This is a genomic window from Streptomyces sp. NPDC060002, assembly GCF_042737245.1.
In the GTDB taxonomy this organism is placed as follows: Bacteria; Actinomycetota; Actinomycetes; order Streptomycetales; family Streptomycetaceae; genus Streptomyces.
The window spans coordinates 188,780-214,670 of sequence record NZ_JBHWUW010000002.1 but is presented as its reverse complement, the minus strand read 5'-3'; the positions used below and the strand labels follow the sequence as shown (position 1 = coordinate 214,670).

The 25,891-nt window shown below is 72.7% G+C and carries 19 protein-coding genes and 1 pseudogene; 10 read left to right on the top strand and 10 right to left on the bottom strand.

What is annotated here, in order from left to right; all coding sequences use genetic code 11:
* Positions 1–64: 64 nt before the first annotated feature.
* Positions 65–1,222 (bottom strand): alkaline phosphatase PhoX, encoded by a 1,158-nt coding sequence (locus tag ACFWBD_RS03430; RefSeq protein WP_385661969.1) that lies wholly within the window; start codon positions 1,220–1,222, stop codon positions 65–67.
* A 193-nt stretch (positions 1,223–1,415) separates the two neighbouring features.
* Between ACFWBD_RS03430 and ACFWBD_RS03425 the strand changes: the two genes are divergently transcribed.
* A complete protein-coding gene (locus ACFWBD_RS03425; RefSeq protein WP_385661966.1) occupies positions 1,416–2,354 on the top strand; it encodes an oxidoreductase in 939 nt (312 codons plus the stop codon).
* Positions 2,355–2,630: 276 nt separating this feature from the next.
* On the opposite strand, the gene nirD is transcribed toward ACFWBD_RS03425, so the two are convergent.
* The 6 genes from nirD to ACFWBD_RS03395 form a co-directional block, all read right to left on the bottom strand.
* On the bottom strand, positions 2,631–2,981 hold the full coding sequence (gene nirD / locus ACFWBD_RS03420; RefSeq protein WP_385560283.1) for a nitrite reductase small subunit NirD: 351 nt from the start codon (positions 2,979–2,981) through the stop codon (positions 2,631–2,633).
* Entirely contained in the window at positions 2,978–5,584 is a 2,607-nt protein-coding gene (gene nirB / locus ACFWBD_RS03415) for a nitrite reductase large subunit NirB (protein WP_351753645.1), read from the bottom strand. Before nirB ends, nirD begins: the two co-directional genes overlap by 4 nt.
* Positions 5,584–6,798 carry an NAD(P)/FAD-dependent oxidoreductase gene (locus tag ACFWBD_RS03410; RefSeq protein ID WP_385661963.1) on the bottom strand — a complete coding sequence of 405 codons (1,215 nt, stop codon included), beginning with the start codon at positions 6,796–6,798 and terminating at the stop codon, positions 5,584–5,586. The genes nirB and ACFWBD_RS03410 overlap by 1 nt, the downstream gene beginning before the upstream one ends.
* Positions 6,799–6,921: 123 nt before the next feature.
* Positions 6,922–7,548, bottom strand: a complete 627-nt coding sequence (locus ACFWBD_RS03405) for a class F sortase (RefSeq protein WP_385661961.1) — start codon at positions 7,546–7,548, stop codon at positions 6,922–6,924.
* Positions 7,549–7,700: 152 nt separating this feature from the next.
* On the bottom strand, positions 7,701–8,267 hold the full coding sequence (locus tag ACFWBD_RS03400) for a hypothetical protein (RefSeq protein ID WP_385661958.1): 567 nt from the start codon (positions 8,265–8,267) through the stop codon (positions 7,701–7,703).
* 450 nt (positions 8,268–8,717) lie between these two features.
* Positions 8,718–9,191 carry a gamma-glutamylcyclotransferase family protein gene (locus tag ACFWBD_RS03395; protein ID WP_385661955.1) on the bottom strand — a complete coding sequence of 158 codons (474 nt, stop codon included), beginning with the start codon at positions 9,189–9,191 and terminating at the stop codon, positions 8,718–8,720.
* Positions 9,192–9,368: 177 nt separating this feature from the next.
* Here ACFWBD_RS03395 and ACFWBD_RS03390 point away from each other — a divergent pair, with 177 nt between their 5' ends.
* The 3 genes from ACFWBD_RS03390 (at position 9,369) to ACFWBD_RS03380 (ending at position 12,338) form a co-directional block, all read left to right on the top strand.
* Positions 9,369–11,015, top strand: a complete 1,647-nt coding sequence (locus ACFWBD_RS03390; protein ID WP_385661952.1) for a M4 family metallopeptidase — start codon at positions 9,369–9,371, stop codon at positions 11,013–11,015.
* Positions 11,016–11,099: 84 nt separating this feature from the next.
* Complete coding sequence (locus ACFWBD_RS03385) at positions 11,100–11,534, top strand: hypothetical protein (protein ID WP_385661949.1); 435 nt, start codon at positions 11,100–11,102, stop codon at positions 11,532–11,534.
* 99 nt (positions 11,535–11,633) lie between these two features.
* Positions 11,634–12,338, top strand: a complete 705-nt coding sequence (locus ACFWBD_RS03380; protein ID WP_385661946.1) for a DUF6215 domain-containing protein — start codon at positions 11,634–11,636, stop codon at positions 12,336–12,338.
* Between the two features lie 161 nt (positions 12,339–12,499).
* Here ACFWBD_RS03380 and ACFWBD_RS03375 read toward each other — a convergent pair whose 3' ends face one another.
* Entirely contained in the window at positions 12,500–14,023 is a 1,524-nt protein-coding gene (locus ACFWBD_RS03375) for an MFS transporter (RefSeq protein ID WP_385661943.1), read from the bottom strand.
* Between the two features lie 252 nt (positions 14,024–14,275).
* Here ACFWBD_RS03375 and ACFWBD_RS03370 point away from each other — a divergent pair, with 252 nt between their 5' ends.
* Positions 14,276–15,019: a TetR/AcrR family transcriptional regulator C-terminal domain-containing protein gene (locus ACFWBD_RS03370; protein WP_385661940.1), complete on the top strand. Its 744-nt coding sequence runs from the start codon at positions 14,276–14,278 to the stop codon at positions 15,017–15,019.
* 19 nt (positions 15,020–15,038) lie between these two features.
* Here ACFWBD_RS03370 and ACFWBD_RS03365 read toward each other — a convergent pair whose 3' ends face one another.
* A complete protein-coding gene (locus ACFWBD_RS03365; RefSeq protein ID WP_385661938.1) occupies positions 15,039–17,375 on the bottom strand; it encodes a molybdopterin oxidoreductase family protein in 2,337 nt (778 codons plus the stop codon).
* 379 nt (positions 17,376–17,754) lie between these two features.
* The gene (locus ACFWBD_RS03360) at positions 17,755–18,432 is read right to left on the bottom strand and encodes a vancomycin high temperature exclusion protein (protein ID WP_385661935.1); all 678 of its coding nucleotides are present in this window, start codon (positions 18,430–18,432) and stop codon (positions 17,755–17,757) included.
* A gap of 190 nt (positions 18,433–18,622) precedes the next feature.
* On the opposite strand from ACFWBD_RS03360, the gene ACFWBD_RS03355 reads away from it, so the two are divergent.
* The 5 genes and pseudogenes from ACFWBD_RS03355 to ACFWBD_RS03335 all read left to right on the top strand — a co-directional run bounded on the left by ACFWBD_RS03355 (position 18,623) and on the right by ACFWBD_RS03335 (position 25,877).
* Positions 18,623–19,501, top strand: coding sequence for a sirohydrochlorin chelatase (locus ACFWBD_RS03355; protein WP_385661933.1), 879 nt, complete (start codon positions 18,623–18,625; stop codon positions 19,499–19,501).
* 195 nt (positions 19,502–19,696) lie between these two features.
* Positions 19,697–20,980 carry a deoxyguanosinetriphosphate triphosphohydrolase gene (locus tag ACFWBD_RS03350; RefSeq protein ID WP_385661930.1) on the top strand — a complete coding sequence of 428 codons (1,284 nt, stop codon included), beginning with the start codon at positions 19,697–19,699 and terminating at the stop codon, positions 20,978–20,980.
* 167 nt (positions 20,981–21,147) lie between these two features.
* The gene (locus tag ACFWBD_RS03345) at positions 21,148–22,413 is read left to right on the top strand and encodes an NAD(P)/FAD-dependent oxidoreductase (RefSeq protein ID WP_385661927.1); all 1,266 of its coding nucleotides are present in this window, start codon (positions 21,148–21,150) and stop codon (positions 22,411–22,413) included.
* Positions 22,414–22,567: 154 nt separating this feature from the next.
* Entirely contained in the window at positions 22,568–24,463 is a 1,896-nt protein-coding gene (gene dnaG, locus ACFWBD_RS03340) for a DNA primase (protein WP_385661924.1), read from the top strand.
* Between the two features lie 102 nt (positions 24,464–24,565).
* Positions 24,566–25,877, top strand: a pseudogene (locus tag ACFWBD_RS03335) (RNA polymerase sigma factor).
* The last annotated feature ends 14 nt before the right edge of the window (positions 25,878–25,891 follow it).

The window sequence follows — 25,891 nt, the reverse complement described above, 5'->3', positions numbered from 1 at the left end:
CGACCGCGTTCCTCCGATCTGCTGTCGGGTTCCTGTCAATCCCGAAGTGCCTGCCCGGGCGTTCCTAGGTCCGGAACGGGCCCTTCACCTCGTAGGTGATCCCGCCGGACGAACTGCCGCTCGTGCCCCGCTGGCTGGAGAAGTACAGACGGGTGCCGTCCGGGGAGAAGGCCGGGCCCGTGATCTCGGAGGCCGACTGGCCGTCGATGCGCAGGAAGGGCGCGACGACGTCGTCGGGGGTGATGAGGCAGATGTCCATGCTGCCGCCGTCCTCCGCCACGAACAGGTCGCCGGAGGCGGAGCCGGTGACGTTGTCCACCCCGGTGAGGGGAGCGGTGCCGGACGTCACCAGCGAGTCGTCGTAGGCGAGTTCGATCTTCTGGGCGGCCGCGTCGTACTGCCAGACCCGGTTGTCGCCCTTCGTCGTGAACCAGCAGGTGTCGTTCGCGTAGTGGCAGCCCTCGCCGCCGTTGAAGTGCTTGGCGCCGGAGACCTGGTTGCGGGTGGCGGTGGCGCCGGTCGGGTCGGGCACCGGCGACCAGGTCACGGGGCCGCTCGTGGCCGTGCCGGCCACCAGGACCTCCAGCGTCCCCGAGGACAGGTCGCCCCAGCTCGTCGGCCGGAAACGGTAGAAGCAGCCGTCGGTCACGTCCTCGGTCAGGTAGATCACCCTGCGGACCGGGTCGGCGGCCGCCGCCTCGTGCTTGAAGCGGCCCATCGCGTCCCGGCGGACCGCCGCCTTCGCGCCCCAGGGGTCGGTCTCGTAGACGTACCCGCGGTCGACCTCCTCGCAGGACAGCCAGGTGTTCCACGGGGTCCTGCCGCCCGCGCAGTTCTGGCGGGTGGAGGAGAGGATGCGGTACGCGGCCGTGATCGTCCCGGCCGCCGAGAACTTGACCGCGCTCGCGCCGCCCGACGGGTTGATCTCCGAGTTGGAGACGTAGATCCAGCCCGTGCCGTCCGCGTAACAGGCGCCGCCGTCGGGGGCGTTGTGCCAGGCGTACGACGTCCCGGACACCGTCTGGCCGGAGCGGGCGATCACCCGGCTGGTGAAGCCGCTCGGGAGCCGGACGCCGTTGGCGTCGGCCGTGCCGAGTGCCCCGTACGGGCCTGTGCCGGGCTGGGCCGGGGCGGCGTAGGCGGCGCCGCGCCAGAGGGTTCCGCCGAGTACGGCGGAGGAGCCGCCGATCGCGGCCGCACGCAGGAAGGTACGACGTTCCACGCTCACTCCCGGGGGTGGTGTGGTGAACCGGCCCGCACGCCGGTCCCGGCGACGGGGTCGTTCAGGGGTCGTGCGCTGCCGAACGCTAGAAGCGCAGGGTAGCTATGTTGTGGACATGTCGTAACGGGGAGATGCGGGATGGATGACCGGCAGCGTCGTAGGCTGCCGTGCACACTGCGGAGGGAGTACGGCCATGGCCGGCTGGAGCGCGCACGACATCCCTGACCAGGGCGGTCGCACCGCTGTCGTCACCGGGGCCAACAGCGGGCTCGGATATGTCACCGCGCGCGAGCTCGCCCGCAAGGGGGCGCGCGTGGTGCTCGCCTGCCGGAGCGAGACGCGGGGGCGGGAGGCCGTCCGGCGACTGCACGACGAAGTTCCGGGGGCGGAAGCGGAGTTGCGGCGGCTCGATCTCGGGGACCTCGCCTCCGTAAGGGAGTTCGCGGACGCGCTGCCGTACGACCGGCTCGACCTGCTCGTCAACAACGCGGGCGTGATGGCGATGCCGTACGGCACCACCGCCGACGGGTTCGAGACGCAGTTCGGGGTGAACCACCTGGGGCACTTCGCCCTCACCGGACTGCTGCTGCCCGTGCTGCTCGCCACGCGGGGCCGCTCGCCCGAGGCGCGGATCGTGACCGTCTCCAGCATGGCCCACCTGCTCGGCAACATCGACCCGGACGACCTCAACTCCGAGCGCCACTACCGCCGTTGGATCGCCTACGGGCGAACCAAGACCGCCAACCTGCTCTTCACGCACGAACTGGCACGCAGACTCGACGAGGCCGGTGCCGAGGCCGTCGCGGCGGCCGCGCATCCGGGGTACGCGGCGACCAACCTCCAGACGGCGGGGCCACGCGCGGAGGGGCGACCGGTCGCCGAGCGGCTGATGGCGCTGGGCAACCGGGTCTTCGCCCAGCCCGCCGAGGCCGGCGCGCTGCCCGCTTTGTACGCGGCGACCGCGCCCGGGGTCCGCCCGGACTCGTTCACCGGGCCGTCCCTCGCCATGTGGCGCGGGGCGCCCGCGCCGTCGCGGCGAGCACCCTGGACCCTCGAAGACCGGGCGGGGGAGCGGTTGTGGGCCGCCTCCGAACAGCTGACCGGGGTGTCCTACGACGCCCTCAAGGTCTGAGCCGCCGAGCCCCGGCCGCCCCGCCGCTCACCTGCGGGACCGGGCGCAGCCCGACGTACCGGCGGGCCAGGGTGCACCGGCCGTACCGGCGGGCCAGGGTGCCGGCCGTACCGGCGGGCCAGGGTGCACCGGCCGCACCGGCGGGCCAGGGTGCACCGGCCGTACCGGCGGCACGAGGAGTGCCGGCATCCCGGCCCAGCGTCCGGTCGGATGTCTCCGGTCCGCGACACCCGTCCGCGACACCGGGCCGGCGGTAGCCGACGGGACAGGCGGCCGTCAGGCCGTGCGCACCTCGTAGGTGACGATGCGCACCGAGTCGTCGTCCAGGCACTCCCCGCTCAGCAGGTCGAAACGCTGCTTGAGCAGCGGGGAGGCGACGAACGAACGGCCCTCGTGGGTACCGGTCAGGCCGCGGGAGAGGACGGCCGCGCCGCCGAACGGGTCGCGGTTGTCGACGGCGTACAGCTCACCCGCCCGGTCCCGGAACAGGGCGACCTGGCGGCCGTCGGGAAGCAGGGCGGCCACCCCGCGGCCGGGGATCAGCTGGCTGAGGTCACAGACCGTGAACCACTGGTCCTGCAAACGCAGTTGGACCTTGAGGTCGGTCGTCTCGAGTGCCAGGGTCATCGCTGGGCGCTCCCTTCCAGGGGACGGTGGCCGATGGACAGCAACGGCAGGTCGGGCTTGATCTGGTCGCGCTCCGGCACGAAGCCGACGACCGGGTCGGGGGTGTCGGGGGCGTTGACGAAGGACACGAACCGGGCGAGCTTCTCCGGGTCGTTGATGGTGGTCGCCCACTCGTCGGCGTAGTGCGCCACGTGGTCGGTCATCAGGGACTCCAGCTCCTCGCAGATGCCGAGGGAGTCCTCCACCACCACGTCCCGTACGTGGTCCAGGCCGCCGGGGATCCGGTCCAGCCAGGTCGAGGTGCGCTCCAGGCGGTCGGCGGTGCGGATGTAGAACATCAGGAACCGGTCGATGAGGCGGACCAGTTCGGTGTCGGTGAGGTCCTGGGCGAGCAGGTCGGCGTGGCGCGGGGTGGCGCCGCCGTTGCCGCCGACGTAGAGGTTCCAGCCGTTGGAGGTGGCGATGATGCCGAAGTCCTTCGACTGGGCCTCGGCGCACTCGCGGGCGCAGCCCGACACCGCCGACTTGAGCTTGTGCGGGGAGCGCAGCCCTCGGTAGCGCAGCTCCAGGTCGATCGCCATGCGGACGGAGTCCTGGACGCCGTAGCGGCACCAGGTCTGGCCGACGCAGGACTTCACGGTGCGCAGCGACTTGCCGTAGGCGTGGCCGGACTCGAAGCCGGCGTCCACCAGCCTGGTCCAGATCAGCGGAAGCTGCTCCACCCGGGCGCCGAACATGTCGATGCGCTGGCCGCCGGTGATCTTCGTGTAGAGGCCGAAGTCGCGGGCGATCTCACCGATCACGATCAGCCCCTCGGGGGTGATCTCACCGCCGGGGATGCGCGGGACGACCGAGTAGGAGCCGTTCTTCTGGAGGTTGGCGAGGAAGTGGTCGTTGCTGTCCTGAAGGGCCGCCTGCTCGCCGTCCAGGACATAGCCGCTCGCGCCGATCGTCGGGGCGAGGGAGGCGATGATCGAGCCGACGGTCGGCTTGCAGACCTCGCAGCCGTCGCCGCCCCGGGCGCCGTCCCGGCCGTAGCGGTCGAGGAGGTCCTGGTAGGTGTTGATGCGCAGGGCGAGGACGATCTCGTACAACTCCTCGCGGGTCTGCGAGAAGCAGCCGCACAGGCCCTTGTCGACCTCGACGCCGCTCGCCTCCAGCTCGGCGGTGACCAGCTGGCCGAGCACCTTGACGCAGCTTCCGCAGCCGGTACCGGCCTTGGTGCACTTCTTCACCTCGGGCACGGTCGTGCAGGAGTGCTCCGTCACCGCGCCGCGGATCGTGCCCTTCGACACGTTGTGGCAGGAGCAGACGATCGCCTCGTCCGGCAGCGCGGACGGGCCGAGCTGGACGGACTCGCCGGCGCCGGCCGGCAGGACCAGCGACTCGGGGGAGACGGGCGGCACGGACCCCGTGAACGCGCGCAGGGTGCCGTACGCCTCCGCGTCGCCGACCAGGATGCCGCCGAGCAGCGTGCCGTCGCGGCCGATGACCAGCTTCTTGTACAGGCCCGAGCGGGAGTCGGAGTAGACGACGTCGAGGCAGTCCTCGGCGGTGCCGTGCGCGTCACCGAAGGACGCCACGTCGACGCCGAGCAGCTTCAGCTTGGTGGAGAGGTCGGCGCCGGTGAAGGACAGCTGCTCGGACTCGTCGGCGGCGATGGTCGCGGCCACCGTGACGGCCTGCTCGTAGCCCGGGGCCACCAGGCCGTACACCCGGCCGTCGGCGGCCAGCGCGCACTCGCCGATCGCGAACACGTGCGGGTCGTTCACCGTGCGGCACTGCTCGTCGACGGCGATGCCGCCGCGCTCGCCGACCGTCAGGCCGGACTCGCGGGCCAGCTGGTCACGGGGACGGACACCGGCGCTGAACACCACCAGGTCGGTGGCGAGTTCGGAGCCGTCGGAGAGCTTCATACCGGTGACCGCGCCGTCCTCGCCGACGACGATCTCCTGGGTGCCCACCCCGGTGTGGACGCTCAGGCCCATGTCCTCGATGGTGCGCAGCAGGGCCGCGCCGCCGCCGTCGTCGACCTGGACGGGCATCAGGCGCGGCGCGAACTCCACGATGTGGGAGGTGAGCCCGAGGCCCTTGAGCGCGCCCGCGGCCTCCAGACCCAGCAGGCCGCCGCCGACCACCGCGCCGGTGGTGGCACGGGACTTCGCGTACGCCTCGATCGCGAACAGGTCCTCGATCGTGCGGTAGACGAAGCAGCCCTCGGCGTCCTTGTTCGGGACGGGCGGCACGAAGGGGTAGGAGCCGGTGGCCAGGACGAGGATGTCGTAGTCGACCGCCAGTCCAGAGCGGGCGGTCACCTTGCGGGCCTCGCGGTCGATGGTCTCCGCGGGGTCGCCGACGTACAGCTCGATCCCGTGGTCGGCGATGAACGCCATGTCCGTCATGGACAGTTCCTCGGGCGTCCGGCCCGAGAAGTACGAGGTGAGCTGCACGCGGTCGTACGCGGGACGCGGCTCCTCGCACAGCACGACCACGCGGTGCGTGGCGGTCAGGCCGCGCTCGGCGAGCGCTTCGAGGAAGCGCTGGCCGACCATGCCGTGGCCGACGAGCACGATCGTGGGGGTGCCCCCGGGGGTGGCGGTCATCAGGAGCCTCCGTCGTTGGTGAGCAGGTGGAGCAGGGGTCCGCCGTCGGAGGGGAGCGGCTCTGCTCCCTCCCAGGCGCGCGCCAGCGCGCCGACGGTGCCGAGTTCGCCGACGAGGACCCCGCCGACCAGGCGGTCGTCGCGGACGACGACCTTGCGGTAGGTGCCCCGGGTGGCGTCGGCGAGCTGTACGACGTCGTCGCCGGGGCGCGGTTCCGTCTCGCCGAACGCGGCGAGGTCGAAGGCGCTGTGCCCGGCGAGGGTGAGCCGGGTGAGGGCGCGGGTGCCGCCGTACCGGGAGCCCGCGTCTCCGGCGAGCGACTCGGCGAGGACGTCCGCCTGTTCCAGCGCGGGTGCGGCCAGTCCGTACACGTTCCCGTCGTGCTGCGCGCAGTCGCCGATCGCCCGGATGTGCGGGTCGGACGTGCGGAGTTCGTCGTCGATCAGGATTCCCTTGTGCACGGCGATCCCCGACGCCTTGGCGAGTCCGGCGCGCGGGGAGACCCCACAGGCGAGTACCACCAGGTCGGCGTCGAGGGCGTAGCCGTCGGCCATTTCGACCGAGCGGACGGCGCCGCCGAGGCAGCGCACGTCGCGGACCCGGCACTCGGTGTGGACCTCGACGCCGAGGTCCCTCAGGTGCCGGAGCACCAGCTTGGACGCGTTCGGGTCGAGCTGGCGTTCCATCAGCCGCTCGGCCTGCTGCGCGAGGACGACCTGGGCGCCGCGTACCGCGAGCGCGCGGGCCGCGGAGACCCCGAGGAGCCCGCCGCCGATGACGACCGCCCGCACGCCCGGCCGCACCGCCTTCGACAGGCCGAGGCAGTCGTCCATGGTGCGGAAGGCGTGGACGCCCTCCGGCAGGACGTGGTCCGGCGTGAACAGACCGCGCAGGGGCGGCAGCACCGGGTTGGAGCCGGTGGCCAGGACCAGGGTGTCGTATGCGATCTCCGAGCCGTCCGCGCAGGCCACGGTCCGCCGGTCGCGGTCGATGCCGGTGACCCGGCCCCGGACCAGTCCGGCGGGCGCGGGCAGCGCGATCACCTCGGGGGCGTACCGGCCGGCCAGCACCTCGGCGAGCAGGACCCGGTTGTAGGGCCGGTGCTCCTCCTCGCCGATCAGCAGCGCGGGCGTGCCCAGCTCGCCGAGCCGGCGGGCGAGTCGTACGCCCGCGAGGCCGGCGCCGATCACCACCACACGCGAATTCGAGGTCATGTCCAGGAGCGTGCGTTGCCGACGTTACCCGACCGCATCACGGTTGTTTCCCGCGAGGAACGCTGCCCTCAGCGGGGCCGGGGCGGGGGTGTGAGGGTTGCGTCCCGCGCTCCCGCCGCTCCCTCAGGCGTGGGAGGAGGTGAGATGTGCGAACACGACGACGTTCCCCTGATAGCCGGTCGACTTCGTATAGCCCCCGCCGCAGGTGATCACCCGCAGCTCCGGCCTGCTCGCCGCTCCGTACACCTTCTCGTCGGGGAAGCCGCGTGCCTGGTAGACCGCGACGGCGTCCACGGTGAACACGGCCACGCTTCCGTCGCGCCGGTCGACCTCGACCGCACTGCCCTTGCGCAGGGCGCCCAGGTCGTAGAAGACGGCCGGGCCGTCGGCGTTGTCGACATGACCGGCGACGATCGCGGTGCCCGTCTCGCCGGGAGTGGTGCCGGCCTCGTACCAGCCGGCCAGGTTCTTCCTCTCGGCGGGCGGGACGTCGAGACTGCCGGACGGGGTGAGCGCGAGGCCCGTCAGCGGGGCGTCCACCTGGATCGCGGGGATACGGACCCGGTCGGGCGGGGAGGGCGGCAGCGCCGGGGCGGACCGGGCCCGTACGTCAGGGCCGGCCGAGTGGGCCTCGGCCGCGGACGGCTGCGGCGGGGCGTGTGTCTCCGCGCCGCTGTGCAGCAGCCAGGCGCCGCTGCCGAGAGCGATCACGGTGACGGCCGCTATGGCGATGTTGCCGACCCTGCGCATCCCGGGACCCTTCTCCGTGATTCTTCGCGCGAACGCTTTCCGTGCGTTTCCTGGTCAGGGGAACCCCGTTCCCCCTCCGGGCCGCGAGGGGCGTCGGACCCGGAGGGGGAGGGGACATGCGGTACCGGCGGACGGACAGCGGAGGGTGTCCGTCAGATCCCGTCGCCTCTCGCCCGGCGATGCAGGAGCCAGGTACCGCCCGCGGCGGCGACGGCGAGAGCCGCCACACCGGCCGCGGTCTGTACGGGGTCGGGGCCCAGTGCGCCGCCGACCCCCGTCTTCACACTTCCTCGCGGCTGCACCGGCTGCGCCGGCTGCCGGTCCGAGGCCAGCACGACCACCAGGTCCCCGGTGACGCGCCGCCCGCCCGCGGCGCACTCCGCGACGATCTCGTACGTCCCCGGCTGCGCGCTCGGCGGCACCCGGAACCGTCCGATCGCCTCGCCCTCGTGTGCGCGGGGCGCCAGCGGGAAGCGACCGGCGCCCACCGCCCCGGCGTCGCCCGTCGCCGCTCCGCCCTCCCCGCACGCCGCCGTGTTCACCGAGACCGTCCCGCCCGGCACCGCGGTGGAGGGATACACCTCCAGACTTCCGGCACGGGTTCCGGCACCCGCGGCGTGGGCGGGTGCGGTGAACCCGGCCGTGGCGATGACGGCCAGCGCGGTACCGGTCAGCACATGTGCGGCACGACGTGCGGTACGACGGGCGGTGCGTCGCATCGGTGCTCCTTCGAGCTCTTCGAGTCTCCCTGCCCTTCCGAGGTAAGTCGCAGCGCGGCGAGCGCGCTTCCTGAGGGAGCGTCAGGAATGGGATGAATGGGTGTCAGATGTGCGCGCGGGAGAGTGGCCCGCGTGTGGGTTTCACCAGGTCACCGGCGTGCGGACGGCCCGGCGCGGAAAAGCGCCCACAGGGCGGGTGAACGGGTGACCGCCGCCGGTGGGTCCCCGCCGGGCAGGCCGACGATCCTCGCTGGGGCGGACCGACGGCTGTCGCCGGGGCGGGCTGACGATCCTCGCCGGGACGGGCCCACGGCTGTCGCCGGGACGGGCTGACGGTCCCCGCCGGGACGGGCCCACGGCTGTCGCCGGGACGGACCGACGGCTGTCGCCGGGGCGGGCTGACGATCCCCGCCGGGGCGGGCCGACGGCTGTCGCGGGGCACGGGCGAGGTCACCGTCGGGTGAGCCAGTCCCCGCTCTCGATCTGCTTGCCCCGGGCCCGCAGGCGGTCGGCGACGGCGGGTGCGGCGACGTACACCCAGGCGCGCACGGGAGGAATCCCGCCCAGGCGGACCGCGCCATCCCCATCCCCGCCCCTGTCCCTGTCCCGGCCCCCGTCCGCTGTCACCTCGCGCTCGACCCGCTCGTACAGGTTGCGAGGGTCGCCCGGCACGTACTCCTCGAGCCGGTCGAGCTCGGCGAGCAGTCGCGCGTACGCCCGGGGGAGAGGTGTGACGAGTTCGCCGGCCACCGTCCCGCCGGGCTCCTCCACCGCGTAGGGGTAACCGGGGCCGTGGTAGAGCACCGCTCCCGACAGCCGGGCCGGTTCCTCGCGGAGGGTGCGGCCGCGCAGGAGGAGGTCGTGGTTGACCTCGCCGGCGCGGAGGGTGCCGTAGACGAAGAAGGGGAGTTCCGGGGCGCTCACGGAAACGATTCTCTCTCCTCACCGCCCCCTCACCGGTCCATCGCGTATGCGCTATGGACATGACATGTCATGCCCTCTTAAATGCCAGGACGACATCAGCGCCACCTCCACAGGCCACCCACAGGCCACCCCCACACGCGCCCCCACGGCGCCTTCCCGAGGAGACCGAAGACACTGATGAGTCGGATACGGCAGCACGTCCGAGGTTCCCGTCTCGCCACCGCCGGTATCGCCGCCACCACGGCCACGCTCCTGGCCGCCGTACTCTCCCCGGTCGCCGACGCGGCCGACAGGCCCACCCGGGCGACGGCACTCGACAACGCGGCGGCGGTCCTCGTCGACCACGCCGCGGCCCTCGGCCTCACCTCCGTACAGGGCACCTCCGTCCGTGACGTGGTCGTCGACAAGGACGGCACCCAGCACGTCCGCTACGACCGCACCTACCGCAAACTCCCCGTCCTGGGCGGTGACTTCATCGTCCACCTGGCCCCCGACGGCGCGTACCGCAGCGCGAACCGGGCGACGAGGACGGCGATCTCGCTGTCGAGCATCACCCCGCAGGTGTCCGCCCCCAAGGCCGCCGACGTCGCCGTGAACGCCCTGCGCGCGGCCAACCTCGGCGAGACGCTGAAGCAGGTGAAGGCCAAGCCGCAGCTGGTCGTCGACGCGCTGCACGGCGCCCCGAAGCTGGCCTGGCGGACCGACGTCGTCGCCCTGGACACGCTCGGCAACCCGGTCGCCCGCGCGGTGCTGACCGACGCGCGCACCGGCGCCCAGATCGACGCCTGGGACACCATCGAGACCGCCACGGGCGACGGCAAGTCCCTGTACGGCGGCACGGTCCCGCTGGAGACGACCCTCTCGGGATCGACGTACCAGCTCAAGGACCCGACCCGCGGCAACACGTACACCGGCGACGCGGCCAACAAGACCGACCTGTGCATCTTCGGCATCTGCATCAGCCGCGCCCCCGCGACCCTCTTCACGGACACCGACAACCACTGGGGCACCGGCGCCACGGCGGACCGCTCCACGGCCGCCGTCGACGCCCAGTACGGGACCGACGTGACCTGGGACTACTACAAGAACGTGCACGGCCGCAACGGCATCGGCAACGACGGCAAGGGCTCCTACAACCGCGTCCACTACGGCAACAGCTACAACAACGCCTTCTGGGACGACAGTTGCTTCTGCATGACCTACGGCGACGGTGACGGCACCCAGCTGGGCCCGCTGGTCGCCCTGGACGTGGCCGGCCACGAGATGTCCCACGGCGTGACCTCCAAGACGGCCAAGCTGACCTACTCGGGCGAGTCGGGCGGCCTGAACGAGGCGACGTCCGACATCTTCGGCAGCCTGGTCGAGTTCTACGCCGGGAACACCTCGGACACCGGCGACTACCTCATCGGCGAGAAGATCGTCCGCTCCGGCTTCGGCCGGGACGCCCTGCGCTACATGGACAAGCCGAGCAAGGACGGCAACTCCGCCGACTACTGGAGCAGTTCGGTCGGCAACCTCGACGTCCACTACTCCTCCGGGGTCGCCAACCACTTCGCCTACCTCCTCGCGGAGGGCAGCGGCACCAAGACCGTCAACGGTGTCACGTACAACTCCCCGACATACAACGGCTCGACGCTCACCGGCATCGGCCGCGAGAAGCTCGGCGCGATCTGGTACCGCGCCCTGACCGTCTACATGACGTCCTCGACGAACTACGCGGCAGCGAGAACAGCCACCCTGAACGCGGCCCGCGACCTCTACGGCACGGGCACCACGGAGTACAACGCGGTGGCGGCGACCTGGACCGCGGTCAACGTCAGCTGACCACGCTCTCGTACCGGGCGCGGGCGTTTCGCCGGAGCTGCCTCGGGCCGTCGGGCCCGAGGCAGCTCGTTGTCGGCGAACCCGATGGTGTTGCCGCCCGCGCCGATCGGGATGCTGCGCACCCTGTGCGGTGAGGGCGGCCGGCCGGCCGGGACGGGCACCGTGATGGGGATGCCGCTCGTTCCCGTGGACCCTGCGGTCGTGCCGCGTGCCGACGAGACGGCCGCCGACCGGGGGCTCCGGTTGGTGCGGACCCTGGTCCGGTCGTCGTGCTTCGACGAGAACCACTCCGCCGATCCCCTCCTGCACGGCTTTCTCTTCCTGGACCAGGATCGGGTGCGGCTGTACTTGCGGGCCGACGGACCCCCGGGGGTGACCGCCGCCGGCCTCCGGACGACCGGGGCGCTGACGGCGCTGATCGCGGCGCTCCCCTCGCTGGTCCGAGGGGAGGTGGAGCGGATGGTGACGGACGCCGGGGATCCGCACTGCGCGCGGGTGTTGGACGTGACCTTCTGGTGAGGAATCCCGCTTCCCCGTGGCTGGATCACCCGTTACGCTCCCTCAGCGCGCATCCGGCGCGAGCAGGGGGTACCGGGGGTAATGGGGGTAACGGGGGACATGGCGGAGATAGTTGCCGCGCCCGAGAAGGGCCCGAACGCATGGGCTCAAGCCATCGCGGCGCTGGTGGTGGTCGGGGCGCTCGGGGGCGGGCTGTACGTGATCCAGAAGAGCGACGCCGCTGCCGTCGACAAACCGGCGCTCTGCCGCCTCGACGACGAGGACGAGAAGGCGGCCGAGGCCGCGAAGGCCGCGCAGCGTATCTCCGGGACGGAGCTGTGCACGGCGCTGAACCGCGCGGACCTGCCGGCGCTTCTCGGCACTCCGCAGGAGCACGCGCTGACGGCCTACGGCAGTGACGGCTCGGTCAAGATGGCGAGCGGCACCGAGATCCCCAGCCCGGAGGGGACCGTCCAACTGGACACCTACACGGTGAAGCTCTCGCGGTCCTATGACGAGCTCCCGATCGCGGGGATGGAGGACCTGCTGAACGAAGCGGAGGCGAAGACGGTCCTGGGCCACCCCGCGGTGCTCTACTCGAGCCAGACGATCGCCTTCAGCTTCGACCTCGGCGGCGGCAAGTCCGACGCCGGCCCCGGCGGCATCGCCCGCGCCCTGGTCGTCGCCCCGGACAGCAAGGACGGCGGCGGCTCCTACGAACTCGCCATCTGGCGCCAGGACGACGTGCGCCCGGACGACGCTGCCCTGCTGAGCATCGCGCAGAAGGTCCTGCCCGCGATCCCGGGCTGGACGGCGGCCGGGTGACGGAGGCCGGCTGACAGCGGTGGGCTGACGGCGGTCGACCGACAGCGGTGGGCTGCCGGCGGCCCGGCCGTGTCGCACGCCGCCGACGACGCGGAAGGCCGGCACCCCCCGCGGGATGCCGGCCTTCTCAAAACGGAAGCCGTGCCGCTCAGGCGGCCGGCTCAGGCGGCCGGTTCGGGCTCCGCCACCCGGGCCTCGGTCGCGTGCCGCTCCTGCTCCGGCTTGCCGTCCCGCATCACCAGGGTCGCCAGGATCGCCGCCGCCAGGACGCCGATCGCGCTCACCGTGAAGGTCGTCGTCATCGAGGCCGTGAATGCCTCCCGGGCCGCCCGCACCAGGCCCGCGTCCTGGCCGGCCACCGCCAGCGCCCCGCCGATCGACTGCCGGGCCGCCTCGGGGGCGTCGGACGGCATCTCGGCGGCGTAGCCACTGGTCAGCAGCGAGCCGAGGATGGCGATGCCGAGTGCGGTGCCGGCCTGCTGGATGGTGTCGTTGAGGGCCGAGCCGACGCCCGCCTTGTCCTCGGGGATGGTCCCCATCAGCGAGCCGACGGCCGCCGGCATCGCCAGACCCGCGCCGAGGCCGAGCAGTCCGAGAGCGATGGCCGGGACGGTGAAGCCCGAGTCGGCGTCGACCGTCGTCAGCAGGGCGAAGCAGGTGGTCATCACCAGCATCCCGGACAGGATCACGAACCGGTTGCCGATCTTCTCGGCCAGCTTCACGGCCACGCCGTTGCCGATCAGCGCGGCGACGGCGAGGGGCAGGAAGGCGAGGCCCGCCTTGACGGGGGAGTAGCCGAGGACGAACTGCAGGTACTGGGTGAGGACCAGCAGCAGACCGCCGTTGCCGATCTGGACCAGGGCCAGGGAGAGCGAACCGCCGCTGAAGTTGCGGTGCTTGAAGAGGACCAGCGGGACCATCGGGGCGGATGTGACGTTCTCCCAGATCACGAAGCCGGCCAGGCCGGCCACGGCGACCGCCAGCGAGAGCGTCGAGCGGCCGCCGAACGCGCCGTGCTGCGGGAGCTCGATGATCCACCAGACCAGGGCGGTCATACCGACCGCGGAGAGCACCGCGCCCAGCGGGTCGGGCTTCTGCCAGGGCGCCCTGGACTCCGGCATCAGGACCACGGCGGCGACGACGGCGAGCGCGACGACCGGGACGTTGATGAGGAAGATCGAGTGCCAGGAGAAGTGGTCGATCAGGACGCCTCCCAGGACCGGGCTGCCGACCAGCCCCAGCATCGACACCGAACCCCACGCCGCCATCGCCCTGCCGCGCTCCTCGTCGTCGAAGACGGTGATGAGGATCGAGAGGGTGGACGGCATGATCAGCGCCCCGCCGACGCCCATCGCGGTGCGCACGGCGATCACCTCGCCGGGGTCGGTGCAGAGCGTCGCGGCCAGTGAGGCCGCCCCGAAGAGCAGCAGGCCCAGCAGCATCACCTTGCGGCGGCCGAAGCGGTCGCCGAGGCTGCCGGAGGTCAGCAGGAGGCCGGCGAAGACCAGGATGTAGGAGTCCAGGATCCACTGGGTGTCCTGGGCGCTCGCGCCGATGTCCTCGGTCATCGAGGGGACCGCGACGGTGAGCGCCATGCTGTCGATCGTCAGGACCACCGTGCTCAGACACAGCACGACGAGGATCCACCAGCGGCGGGGGTCGCGGATTTTCACGGGGTTCTCCATGACGGTGTCCTGTCCCTTCGTCGTGCGCACATCGTTCTCTCGATGCGCACACCGTTCCGGATGTTGCGTACGGCGTCCCGTCCGATGCGCACACTGTACGCATGGCGGAACAGTGTGCGCAACCCTCGAACTCTGTACGCTGGGAGCGCACGATGTACGCGCCGAACACGGCGCCACGCATCGCCACGCAGCAGTACGCGACGCAGCAGTACGTGACGCAGCAGTACGCACCGAGGAGAGGAACAGGAACCCATGGCCGCCAGGCCGAAGAACCCGCACCCCGTGCCGTCCGTGCCGTCCGTCTGGGCCAGGCAGCGCCGTGAGCCCGACCAGCCGACGCTCAGCCGGGGCTCGATCGTCCGCGAGGCGATCGCCATGCTGGACGCCGACGGCATCGAGGCGCTGAGCATGCGCAAGCTGGGCGCCCGGCTGAACGCCGGCGCGACCTCCCTGTACCGGCACGTCGCCACCAAGGACGAGCTGATGGAGCTGGCCGTCGACGAGGTCGCCGCCGAGATCCACGTCCCGGACGCGACCGCCCCCGACTGGCGGGCGGCCGTCACCGAGGCCGCCGCCGCCTTCCGCGCGACGAGTCTGCGCCACCCCTGGCTGTCGTCGGTTCTCGGTCAGGCGGGCCTCGCCTACCTCGGCCCCAACCTCATGTCCTTCTCCGAGCGCCTGGCCGCGCTGTTCACGGCCGCCGGCTTCCCGGAGCCGAGCCGAGCCATCGACACCGTCCTGTCGTACGTCATCGGCATGAGCACCACCGAGGCCGCCTGGCTCACCACGGTCGCCCGCTCGGGCGAGAGCGAGTCCGACTTCATCGCCCGCCTCATGCCCGCCGCCCAGCGGGCCGCGGCCGGGCACGAGCATCTCGCCGGCGGCTACGCGGACGCCGCCGCGACGGCCGCCGACCCCGTCGCGCTGCGCGAGAAGAAGTTCCGGTACGGCCTGGAGGTCGTCCTGGACGGCCTCGCCCTGCGCCTGCCCGGCTAGCCCGCCGGCGGCCGGCCGGTCACTCGGCGATCTCCACCCGCACCGCGCACACCTTGAACTCCGGCATGCGCGAGGTCGGGTCCAGTGCCGGGTTGGTCAGCGTGTTGACGCGGCCCTCGCCCGGCCAGTGGAACGGCATGAAGACGGTGTCGGGGCGGATCCCGGTGGTGATCCGGGCGGGGGCCACCGCCCGTCCGCGCCGCGACACCACGGCCAGGGGGTCGCCCTCGGCCGCTCCGAGCCGCGCCGCCAGCCGGGGGTGCAGCTCGACGAACGGGCCGGGCGCGGCGGCGTTCAGCTCGTCCACGCGGCGGGTCTGGGCGCCGGACTGGTACTGCGCCACGACCCGTCCGGTGGTGAGCAGGACGGGGTAGTCGTCGTCCGGTTCCTCGGCGGTGGGCCGGTGCGAGACCGGCACGAAGCGGGCCCGCCCGTCCTCCGTGGCGAACCGCTCGAGAAAGAGCCGCGGCGTACCGGCCCCCCGCCGCCCCCTCCTGGCCGCCGCACCACCCTCGGCCGCAGCGTCACCCTCGGCTTGCGCACCGCCCCCGAGTGCCGCACCGGCCTCGGCTTCCGCATCGTCCCCGGCCGCCACATTGCGCCGCCGGTCGCCCTCCGCGTCACCCTCGGCGTCCGCACTGAGCCGCCGGTCGCTCTTCTCGCCTCCCGCGACCCGCGCGCCGCCCTCGGCCGCCGCGTCACCCTCGTCCCGCGCATCACTCTCCGCCTCCGCCTCCGCCTCCGCCTCCGCCGGGCAGGGCCAGAACACCCCGGTTCCGCCGTCCTCCGTCAGGCGCGCGTAGGTGATGCCGGAGTAGTCCGCGATGCCGCCCGCGCTGGCTCGTCGGAGTTCCTCGAAGACCTCCCCGGGGTCGGTCGGGAAGCCCTTCTCGAAGCCCAGCCGGGCCGCCAGTTCGTGCAGGACCTCCAGGTCGCTGCGTACCCCCTCCGGGGCGGTGATCGCCTGGCGTCGCAGCAGGACCCGTCCCTCCAGGCTGGTCGTCGTCCCCGTCTCCTCCGCCCACTGGGTGACCGGCAGGACGACGTCCGCGAGGGCCGCCGTCTCCGACAGGACGACATCGCAGACGGCGAGGAACTCGAGGGACTTGATGCGCTCCTCGATGTGCGCGGCGTTCGGCGCCGACACCACCGGGTTCGACCCCATCAGCAGCAGCGACCGGATGTCGGACCCCAGGGCGTCCAGCAGCTCGTACGCGCTGCGCCCGGGCCCGGGCAGCGAGTCCGGGTCCACGCCCCAGACCTCGGCGACGTGCCGCCGGGCCGCCGGGTCGTCCAGCTTGCGGTAGCCGGGCAGCTGGTCGGCCTTCTGGCCGTGCTCACGCCCGCCCTGCCCGTTGCCCTGCCCGGTCAGACAGCCGTAGCCGCTGAGCGGGCGCCCGGCCCGCCCGGTCGCCAGGCAGAGGTTGATCCACGCGCCGACCGTGTCGGTGCCCTTGGACTGCTGCTCGGGCCCGCGCGCGGTGAGCACCATCGCGGCCTCGGGCTCGCAGAACAGCCTTACGGTCTCGCGGAGTTGTGGAACGGACACCCCCGTGATCCGCTCCACGTACTCCGGCCAGTGCGCCATGGCGGCCGCCCGCGCCTCCTCCCAGCCACTGGTCCGCTCCCGCACGTACTCCTCGTCGACCCGCCCCTCGGCGACGATCAGGTGCAGCAGGCCCAGCGCCAGCGCGAGATCCGTCCCGGGCCGGGGCGCGAGGTGCAGGTCGGCCTGCTCGGCGGTCTTCGTGCGGCGCGGGTCGATCACGATCAGCGTGCCGCCGTTCTCCCGCAGCTCGTTGAAGAACCGCAGAGCGGGCGGCATGGTCTCCGCGAGGTTGGATCCGACCAGGATCACGCACCCCGTCCTCGGGATGTCCTCCAGCGGGAACGGGAGCCCCCGGTCGAGCCCGAAGGCCTTGATGCCCGCCGCCGCCGCGGACGACATGCAGAAGCGGCCGTTGTAGTCGATCTGCGAGGTGCCGAGCACGACCCGCGCGAACTTGCCGAGCGTGTACGCCTTCTCGTTCGTCAGCCCGCCCCCGCCGAACACGCCGAGCGCGTCGGCCCCGCGCTCGGAGCGCACCCTGCGGAACTCCCCGGCGATCCGGTCCAGCGCCTCCTCCCAGGTGGCGGGCACGAGCGAGTCGCCGGACCGCACCAACGGGGAGGTCAGCCGCACCCGGGAGGAGAGCACGGCGGGCGCCGTACGGCCCTTGCCGCACAGCGCGCCCCGGTTCACCGGGAAGTCCGGGCGCTCGACCACCTCGACGCCACCCGTGGGCAGGGGCGACAGGGCCATCCCGCACTGCAGAGCGCAGTACGGGCAGTGGGTGGGCGTCGAAGTGGTCGGCATACGCTCCAGCGTGCTTCGGCCGTGTTACGCGCCGTGCGGTCTCCTGTTACGGCGGTGTGGTGGTGCCCTCCTCGCCCGACCGGACCCACCGTGAGGCGCCCGCCGGGGCGAACTGGCCGTGAGGCGCCCGCCGGGGCGAACTGACCGTGAGGCGCCCGCCGCCGCAGCCCCCGCATCCGCCGCCGCAGCCCCCGCCTCACCGGGCGGGAGCCCTCGCCTCACCGGCCGCCGCTTCTGCCGCCGCAGCCCCCGCATCCGCCGCCGCAGCCCCCGCCTCACCGGGCGGGAGCCCTCGCCTCACCGGTCGGCGCAGCCCCCGCCGCAGCCCTCGCCTCACCGGGCGGGAGCCCTCGCCTCACCGGTCGCCGCAGCCCTCGCCTCACCGGTCGTCGGCGAGGGCCTTCGTCACTCCCGCTTCCTTCGGTCCGAGGAACCTGGGGTCCGGCTCGAACACCGCGTCCAGGGCCGCCTTGCCGGCCGCGAGAACCTCCCGGGCGCCCCCGTAGTACCAGGTCACGTCGTGCTTGGCGGCGACGCCGACCCCGTACGAGTCCACGCCCGCCGCCTCGCACAGGGCGACGGCCCGCCGGATGTGGAAGTCCTGGCTGATCAGCACGGCCCGGTCGACGCCGAAGATCTTCTTGGCGCGGACGCAGGAGTCCCAGGTGTCGAAACCGGCGTAGTCGCTGACGATCCGCGCGTCGGGCACCCCGTGTCCGGTCAGATAGGTGCGCATGGCGTCGGGCTCGTCGTAGTCCTCGCGGCTGTTGTCGCCCGTCACGAGCACGACCTCGATACGGCCCTCCCGGTACAGCTTCGCCGCCGCGTCCAGCCGGTGCGCGAGATACGGCGAGGGCTCGCCGTCCCACAGACCGGCGCCGAACACGACGGCGACCTCGGTGCGCGGCGCGTCGGCGGTCGTACCGAGCCGGCCGGCCGTGGACACGTACAGCCAGGTGGCCGGCAGCAGCGCGAGCACGCATCCGGCCATCACGGCCTGCACCAGCCGCCGCCGGCCGGCACGAGTGCGCGGCAGCCGCGGTCGACGGATGTCCATACGGTGTTCCCCCCAGGTCGAACAGGTCGAAAGCCCCTTCGGCCCCGGAAGACGCAGCAGACGGTGATCCGGTTCGCCCCCGCACCACGAGCCACATCTCACACCGCCCCCGGGCGCGACGTGAACGACCCGAAAACACTCGTGACGGTCAGGCAACGGGGGTGCAACCTCGAGCCGTCAGGATCTGTTCATGAAGGCGTCGCCCGCTCAGTACGACGAGTCCGAAGTCCACCTCGACAGTACGGCGCACATCATGAACCGGATCAGCTCCCAGCTCGCCAGCCAGCTCAGCCTCGTCCAGCTCGACGGCCGCCGGCGTCCCGGCCCGCCCGCGCTGGTCGTCGTCGCCCACGGCAGCCGCGACCCCCGCGCGCTGAGCACCGTCCGCACGCTCCTGGACCGCGTCCGTGAGCAGCGCCCCGGCCTGCCGGTGCACCTCGGCCACATCGAGCTCAACGAGCCGCTGCTGTCGGACACCCTCGCCGACCTCGACGCCCACGGCACGACGGACGCCGTCCTGGTCCCGCTCCTCCTGGCCCGCGGCTACCACGTCAAGCGGGACATCCCCGAGATGGCCGCGCAGGCGCGGGTGCGCACGCGCGTGGCCGCACCGCTCGGCCCGCACCCGTTCCTCGTGGAGACCCTGTACACCCGCCTGGCCGAGGCGGGCTGGCGCCAGGACATGACGCGGGAGGAGCGCCGGACGAGCGCGGTCGTCCTGGCGGCGGCGGGCTCCCGCGACCCCGACTCGGCCGTCGACACCCGCCGTACGGCCCGTCTCCTGGCGCGCCGTCTGGGCGTCCCGGTGGTCCCCGCGTACGCCTCCACGGCGACCCCGACCGTCCCGACGGCGCTGCGCGCCCTGGCCGCGCGGGGCCGCGACCGGGTGGCGGTCGCCTCCTACTTCACGGCCCCCGGCCGCTTCGCGACCGAGTCCGCGCGGGCGGCCCCCTGGATCGCGTCCGCTCCGCTGGGCACCCACCCGGCGATGGCGAGCCTGCTCCTGCACCGCTACGACCAGGCGCGCGCGACCCCGGCGAACACGGCCCTCGAACTGGCGTCGGCCTGAGACCCCCGACCGGCCCGGACCCTCCGACGCGCCGGACCGCCGATGCGCCGGCCGCCGACGCGCGCCGGCCGCCGATGCGCCGGACCGCCGATGTGCCGGACCGCCGACGCGCCGGACCGCCGATGTGCCGGACCCGACAGCCGGTCAGGCGCCCGGTACCACCCGATTGTCACCCCCGCCGCTTACTGTCGAGGCATGGAAGGCACCGCACACCTCGACACCGCCTATGACCCGACGTCAGTCGCCCGCTGGGCCCACGAGCCGGACAAACGCCCCGGCCGGACCGCCTTCCAACGAGACCGCGCCCGCGTGCTGCACTCCTCCGCCCTGAGAAGGCTCTCCGGCAAGACACAGGTGGTCACACCGGGCACCCGCACCGACGCGTGGGACGCCACCCCCCGCACCCGGCTCACCCACTCCCTGGAGTGCGCCCAGGTGGGCCGTGAGCTCGGCGCCGCCCTCGGCTGCGACCCCGACCTGGTCGAGGCGGCCTGCCTCTCCCACGACCTCGGGCACCCCCCGTTCGGTCACAACGGCGAACAGGCACTGAACGAGTTCGCGCGGGACTGCGGCGGCTTCGAGGGCAACGCCCAGTCGCTGCGGCTCCTCACCCGCATCGAACCCAAGCGCTTCACCGCCGAGGGCTCCGTGGGCCTCAACCTCACCCGGGCCACCCTCGACGCCGCCACCAAGTACCCCTGGCCCCGGGGCGCCCATCCCACCGACCCGGCGTCCCCCAAGTTCGGCGTCTACGAGGACGACAGGCCCGTCTTCGACTGGGTCCGCGCAGCGGCCCCCGGCACGCGTACGTGCTTCGAGGCGCAGGTCATGGACTGGGCCGACGACGTGGCGTACTCGGTGCACGACGTGGAGGACGGCCTGCACGCGGGGCACATCGACCCCAACTGCCTGCACGCCGAACCGGAGCGCCAGGAGATCTTCCGGGTCGCCGTCGGCCGCTACGTCCCCGCCGGCACCGATCCGGCCGCGCTCGCCGCCGCCCTCGACCGACTCCAGGACCAGGACTGGTGGCCGCACGGCTACGACGGCACGGCGGCCGCCCAGGCCCGTCTGAAGGACGCCACCAGCCAGCTCATCGGCCGCTTCTGTCTGGCCGCCGAGGGCGCCACACGCGCGCGCTACGGAAACGGGAGCCTCACCCGTTACGACGCCGAGCTCGTCGTACCCGAGGAGGCGCGCCTGGAGTGCGCGGTCCTCAAGGCGGTCGCCGACCGGTACGTCATGCAGCGCGCCGAACAGGAACTCCTGCGCGCCGACCAGCGCGTGGTCATCACCGAGCTCGCCGAGGCGCTCACCGCCCGCGCCCCCGACGGCCTCGACCCCCAGTTCCGCGCCCTGTTCGAGCAGGCGCCCGACGACCGCGCCCGCAAGCGGGTCGTCGTCGACCAGATCGCCTCCCTCACCGACGCCTCGGCCCGCTCGCTGCACAGCCGTCCGACGAGGCGGACGAGATCCTGACAAGTGCGGACCGGGTGCGCCCGAACGGGCCCGGAACGTGACCCAGCGTGCCCTGATCGGGCACGTCCCCCTTCCCCGATCACGCTGCGTGCGGGACGCTCGCATGTGGCGGCACGCACAGTGTTATCCGGGGGACCACCCCCCGGATCCCCGGTAGGAGGCATCACGTGGTCGACGCGGATCAGACATTTGTCATCGTCGGAGGAGGCCTGGCCGGCGCCAAGGCGGCCGAGACGCTGAGGGCGGAGGGCTTCACCGGCCGCGTGATACTGATCTGCGACGAGCGCGACCACCCCTACGAGCGGCCGCCGCTCTCCAAGGGCTTCCTGCTCGGCAAGGAGACGCGGGAGAGCGTCTTCGTCCATGAGCCCGCCTGGTACGCGCAGAACGACATCGAGCTGCACCTCGGCCAGACCGTCGACGCGATCGACCGCACCGCGAAGACGGTCCGCTTCGGTGACGACGGCACGCTCGCGCACTACGACAAGCTGCTCCTCGCCACCGGCGCGGAGCCCCGCCGGCTGGACATCCCCGGCACCGACCTCGCGGGCGTGCACCATCTGCGCCGGCTCTCGCACGCCGAGCGTCTCAAGGGCGTGCTGGCCGCCCTCGGCCGTGACAACGGCCACATCGTGATCGCGGGCGGCGGCTGGATCGGCCTGGAGATCGCGGCGGCGGCCCGTGGGTACGGCGCCGAGGTCACCGTCGTCGAACCGGAACCCACCCCGCTGCACGGCGTCCTCGGCCCGGAGCTCGGGAGCGTCTTCGCCGATCTGCACCGCGAGCACGGCGTCCGCTTCCACTTCGGCGCCCGGCTCACCGAGATCGTCGGCCAGGACGGCATGGTCCTCGCCGTCCGCACCGACGACGGCGAGGAACACCCGGCGCACGACGTCCTCGCGGCGATCGGCGCGGCCCCCCGCACGGGCCTCGCGGAGACGGCGGGCCTCACCCTCGCCGACCGCGCGCACGGCGGCGGGATCGCGGTCGACGTCCGGCTGCGCACCTCCGACCCCGACATCCACGCGGCCGGCGACGTCGCGTCCTTCCCGCACGCTCTCTTCGACACCCGGCTGCGCGTCGAGCACTGGGCCAACGCCCTGAACGGCGGCCCGGCGGCCGCCCGCGCGATGCTCGGCCAGGACGTCTCCTACGACCGCGTGCCCTACTTCTTCTCCGACCAGTACGACCTGGGCATGGAGTACAGCGGCTGGGCACCGCCGGGGACGTACGACGAGGTGGTGATCCGCGGCGACGCGGGCAAGCGGCAGTTCGTCGCGTTCTGGCTGAAGGAGGGCCGCCTCCTCGCCGGGATGAACGTGAACGTGTGGGACGTCACAGAGCCGATCCAGAAGCTGATCCGCTCGCGCGAGCGGATCGACACGGAGGCCCTGGCGGACCCCCGGGTGCCGCTGGAGGACCTCGGCGCCTAGGCCGTTCCGGTCGTCCGCGGGGCTGTGGCCGGCGGACGCGGGTCGTGTGCGGCCGGTCGCGCCCCCGCGGGCGAGCCGCACACGGCCCGCCCCGCACACCCCAAGGGCACCGCGGCCCGCCGGAGATGTCACCGCGCCCCCGTAGAATCACCACGTGGCAGGACGGATCAACGACGAGGACGTGAAGGCGGTACGGGACGCGGTCCCGATCGACGCCGTGGTGTCCGAGTACCTCCAGCTGCGCAACGCGGGCGGCGGCAACCTCAAGGGCCTCTGCCCGTTCCACGACGAGAAGTCGCCGTCCTTCCAGGTCAGCCCGAGCAAGGGACTCTTCCACTGCTTCGGCTGCCAGGAGGGCGGCGACACCATCACGTTCGTGATGAAGGTCGACCACCTCACCTTCTCCGAGGTGGTCGAGCGGCTCGCCGCCCAGGCCGGCATCACCCTGCGTTACGAGGAGGGCGGCTACAACCCCGCCCACCAGCGCGGCGAACGCATCCGGCTGGTCGAGGCGCACAAGACCGCCGCCGAGTGGTACGCGGAACAGCTCGCCACCGGGCCCGAGGCCGACACCGGCCGGATCTTCCTCGCCGAGCGTGGCTTCGACCAGGCCGCGGCCGTCCACTTCGGCGTCGGCTACAGCCCCCAGGGCTGGGACCACCTCACCCGCTTCCTGCGCGGCAAGGGCTTCACCGACAAGGAGCTGCTCCTCTCCGGGCTCTCCCAGGAGGGTCGCCGCGGGCCCATCGACCGCTTCCGGGGCCGGCTGATGTGGCCCATCCGCGACATCGGCGGAGAGGTCGTCGGCTTCGGCGCGCGCAAGCTCTACGAGACCGACAACGGGCCCAAGTACCTCAACACGCCCGACACGGCGATCTACAAGAAGTCCCAGGTCCTCTACGGCATCGACCTCGCGAAGAAGGACATCGCCAAGTCCAGCCGCGCGGTCGTAGTCGAGGGGTACACCGACGTCATGGCCTGCCACCTGGCCGGCGTCACCACCGCCATCGCGACCTGCGGCACGGCCTTCGGCGGCGACCACATCAAGATCCTCCGCCGACTCCTCATGGACAACGGCAGCGCCCGTGTCATCTTCACCTTCGACGGCGACGCGGCCGGCCAGAAGGCGGCCCTGCGCGCCTTCGAGGACGACCAGAAGTTCGCCGCCGAGACGTACATCGCCATCGCGCCGGACAACATGGACCCCTGCGACCTGCGCCTCGCGAAGGGCGACGAGGCGGTCGCCGACCTGGTCGAACCCCGCACGCCGCTCTTCGAGTTCGCGCTCCGTCAGATCGTCGTCCGCTACGACCTCGACACCCCGGCGGGCCGCGCCGCCGCCCTCGACGAGGCCGCGCCCATCGTCGCCCGCATCAAGAACAGCGGCGCCCAGCACGAGGTCGCCGTCCAGCTGGCCGGCATGCTCGGCATCCTGGACACCCAGTTCGTCGTCAAAAGGGTTGCCCAGCTGGCCCGTTGGGCCCGCGACCGGGGCGGCAAGGGCCCGGCGCCGGCCCGCGGCCCCCAGTCGTACGAGTCCGCCTCCCGGCCCACCGCGGGCGGCCCCGCCCTCAATCTCCGCAACGCCGTCTACGCCACCGAACGCGAGTTGCTGAAGCTCGCCCTCCAGCGCCCCGAACTGGTCTCCCCGGCCTTCGACGCGTACGGGATCGACGAGTTCACAGCCGCCCCCTACGCCGCCGTACGCCAGGCGATCCAGGACGCGGGCGGCGCCGGGTTCGGCGTCAAGGACGGGCAGGAGTACCTCGTCCGGGTCCGCGAGGCCGCGCCCGACGACGCGGTCCGCGCGATGGTGACGGAGCTCGCGGTCGAGGCGATCATGCGCCGCACGGTCGACGAGAACTACGCGGGGGAGCAGTTGGTGACGGTCCGCCGCAGGGCCGTGACCCGCAGGCTCACCGATCTCCAGGGCACGCTGACCCGTCTCGGCCACGCGGACCCGGCCCAGTCGGCCGCCGTCCAGAACGAGATGATGATCCTGACCAGGTACGACAGGGCGTTGCAGCACGAGGGCCCGTCCGCTCTCTGAGCCGTCGCCCGCGGCAGGGTGACCACGCGGTCACTGACCGGACTCAAAAAGTCGCCGCACGCCCCTCGTGGCGGCTGTGTGTCGTACTCCACACTGGGTGCGGTGCCTGAGTCCTCGGAGCGCGGCCGATCCCGGACGGACGCGGCGTGGCCGCCGACTCCGCCCCGAAGTACCGCTGCTGCTCACCTCAGCAGCGATCATCCTGGAGGTCGCCCCCGTGCAGACCCGGACCCTGACCCAGACCGTCAGCACTGCCGAGAGTACGGCCGGTACCAGCGGTGCCGGCCCGGCCGACGGCACGGAACCGGACGCCGAGGCCGACGTCCTGGCCGCCGTCCCGCCGCAGAACCGTGCCGCGCACCACCCCGAGACCCACGCGGAAGCGCACCCGCAGACGCAGGCCGAGCCCGAGACCGAGCCGCCCGCCGAGGTCCTGGAGGAGGCTCCCGAGGACGCCCCCGAGCCCGTCCCGCCGCCCCGCGCCCGGGCCACCGACAACGGCAGCCCCTCCTCGGACCTGTTCCGGCAGTACCTGCGCGAGATCGGCCGCATCCCGCTGCTCACCGCGGCCGAGGAGGTCGACCTGGCCCGCCGCGTGGAGGCCGGCCTGTTCGCCGAGGAGAAGCTGGCCGGCGCCACCGACCTGGACAGCCAACTGACCCTCGACCTCGACCGCCTGGTCGTCCTGGGCCGCATGGCCAAGCGCCGCCTCATCGAGGCCAACCTGCGGCTCGTCGTCTCCGTCGCCAAGCGGTACGTCGGGCGCGGGCTCACCATGCTCGACCTCGTCCAGGAGGGCAACCTCGGCCTGATCCGGGCGGTCGAGAAGTTCGACTACGCCCGCGGCTACAAGTTCTCCACGTACGCCACCTGGTGGATCCGCCAGGCCATGTCCCGCGCGCTGGCCGACCAGGCCCGCACCATCCGCGTCCCGGTCCATGTCGTCGAGCTCATCAACCGGGTCGTCCGCGTCCAGCGCCGGATGCTCCAGGAGCGCGGCTACGAGCCGACCGCGGAAGAGGTCGCAGCCCAGCTCGACCTCCTGCCCGAACGCGTCGGAGAGGTCCTGCGGCTGGCCCAGGAGCCGGTCTCGCTGCACGCCCCGGTGGGCGAGGAGGACGACGTGGCCCTCGGCGACCTCATCGAGGACGGCGACGCGGCCAGCCCCGTCGAGTCGGCGGCCTTCCTGCTGCTGCGCGAGCACCTGGAAGCCGTGCTCTCCACTCTCGGCGAACGCGAGCGGAAGGTCGTCCAGCTGCGCTACGGGCTGGCGGACGGCCGGCCGCGCACGCTGGAGGAGATCGGCCGCATCTTCGGCGTGACGCGCGAGCGGATCCGGCAGATCGAGTCGAAGACCCTCAACAAACTCCGCGACCACGCTTTCGCGGACCAGCTGAGGGGCTACCTGGACTGAGCGGGACCGCTCGC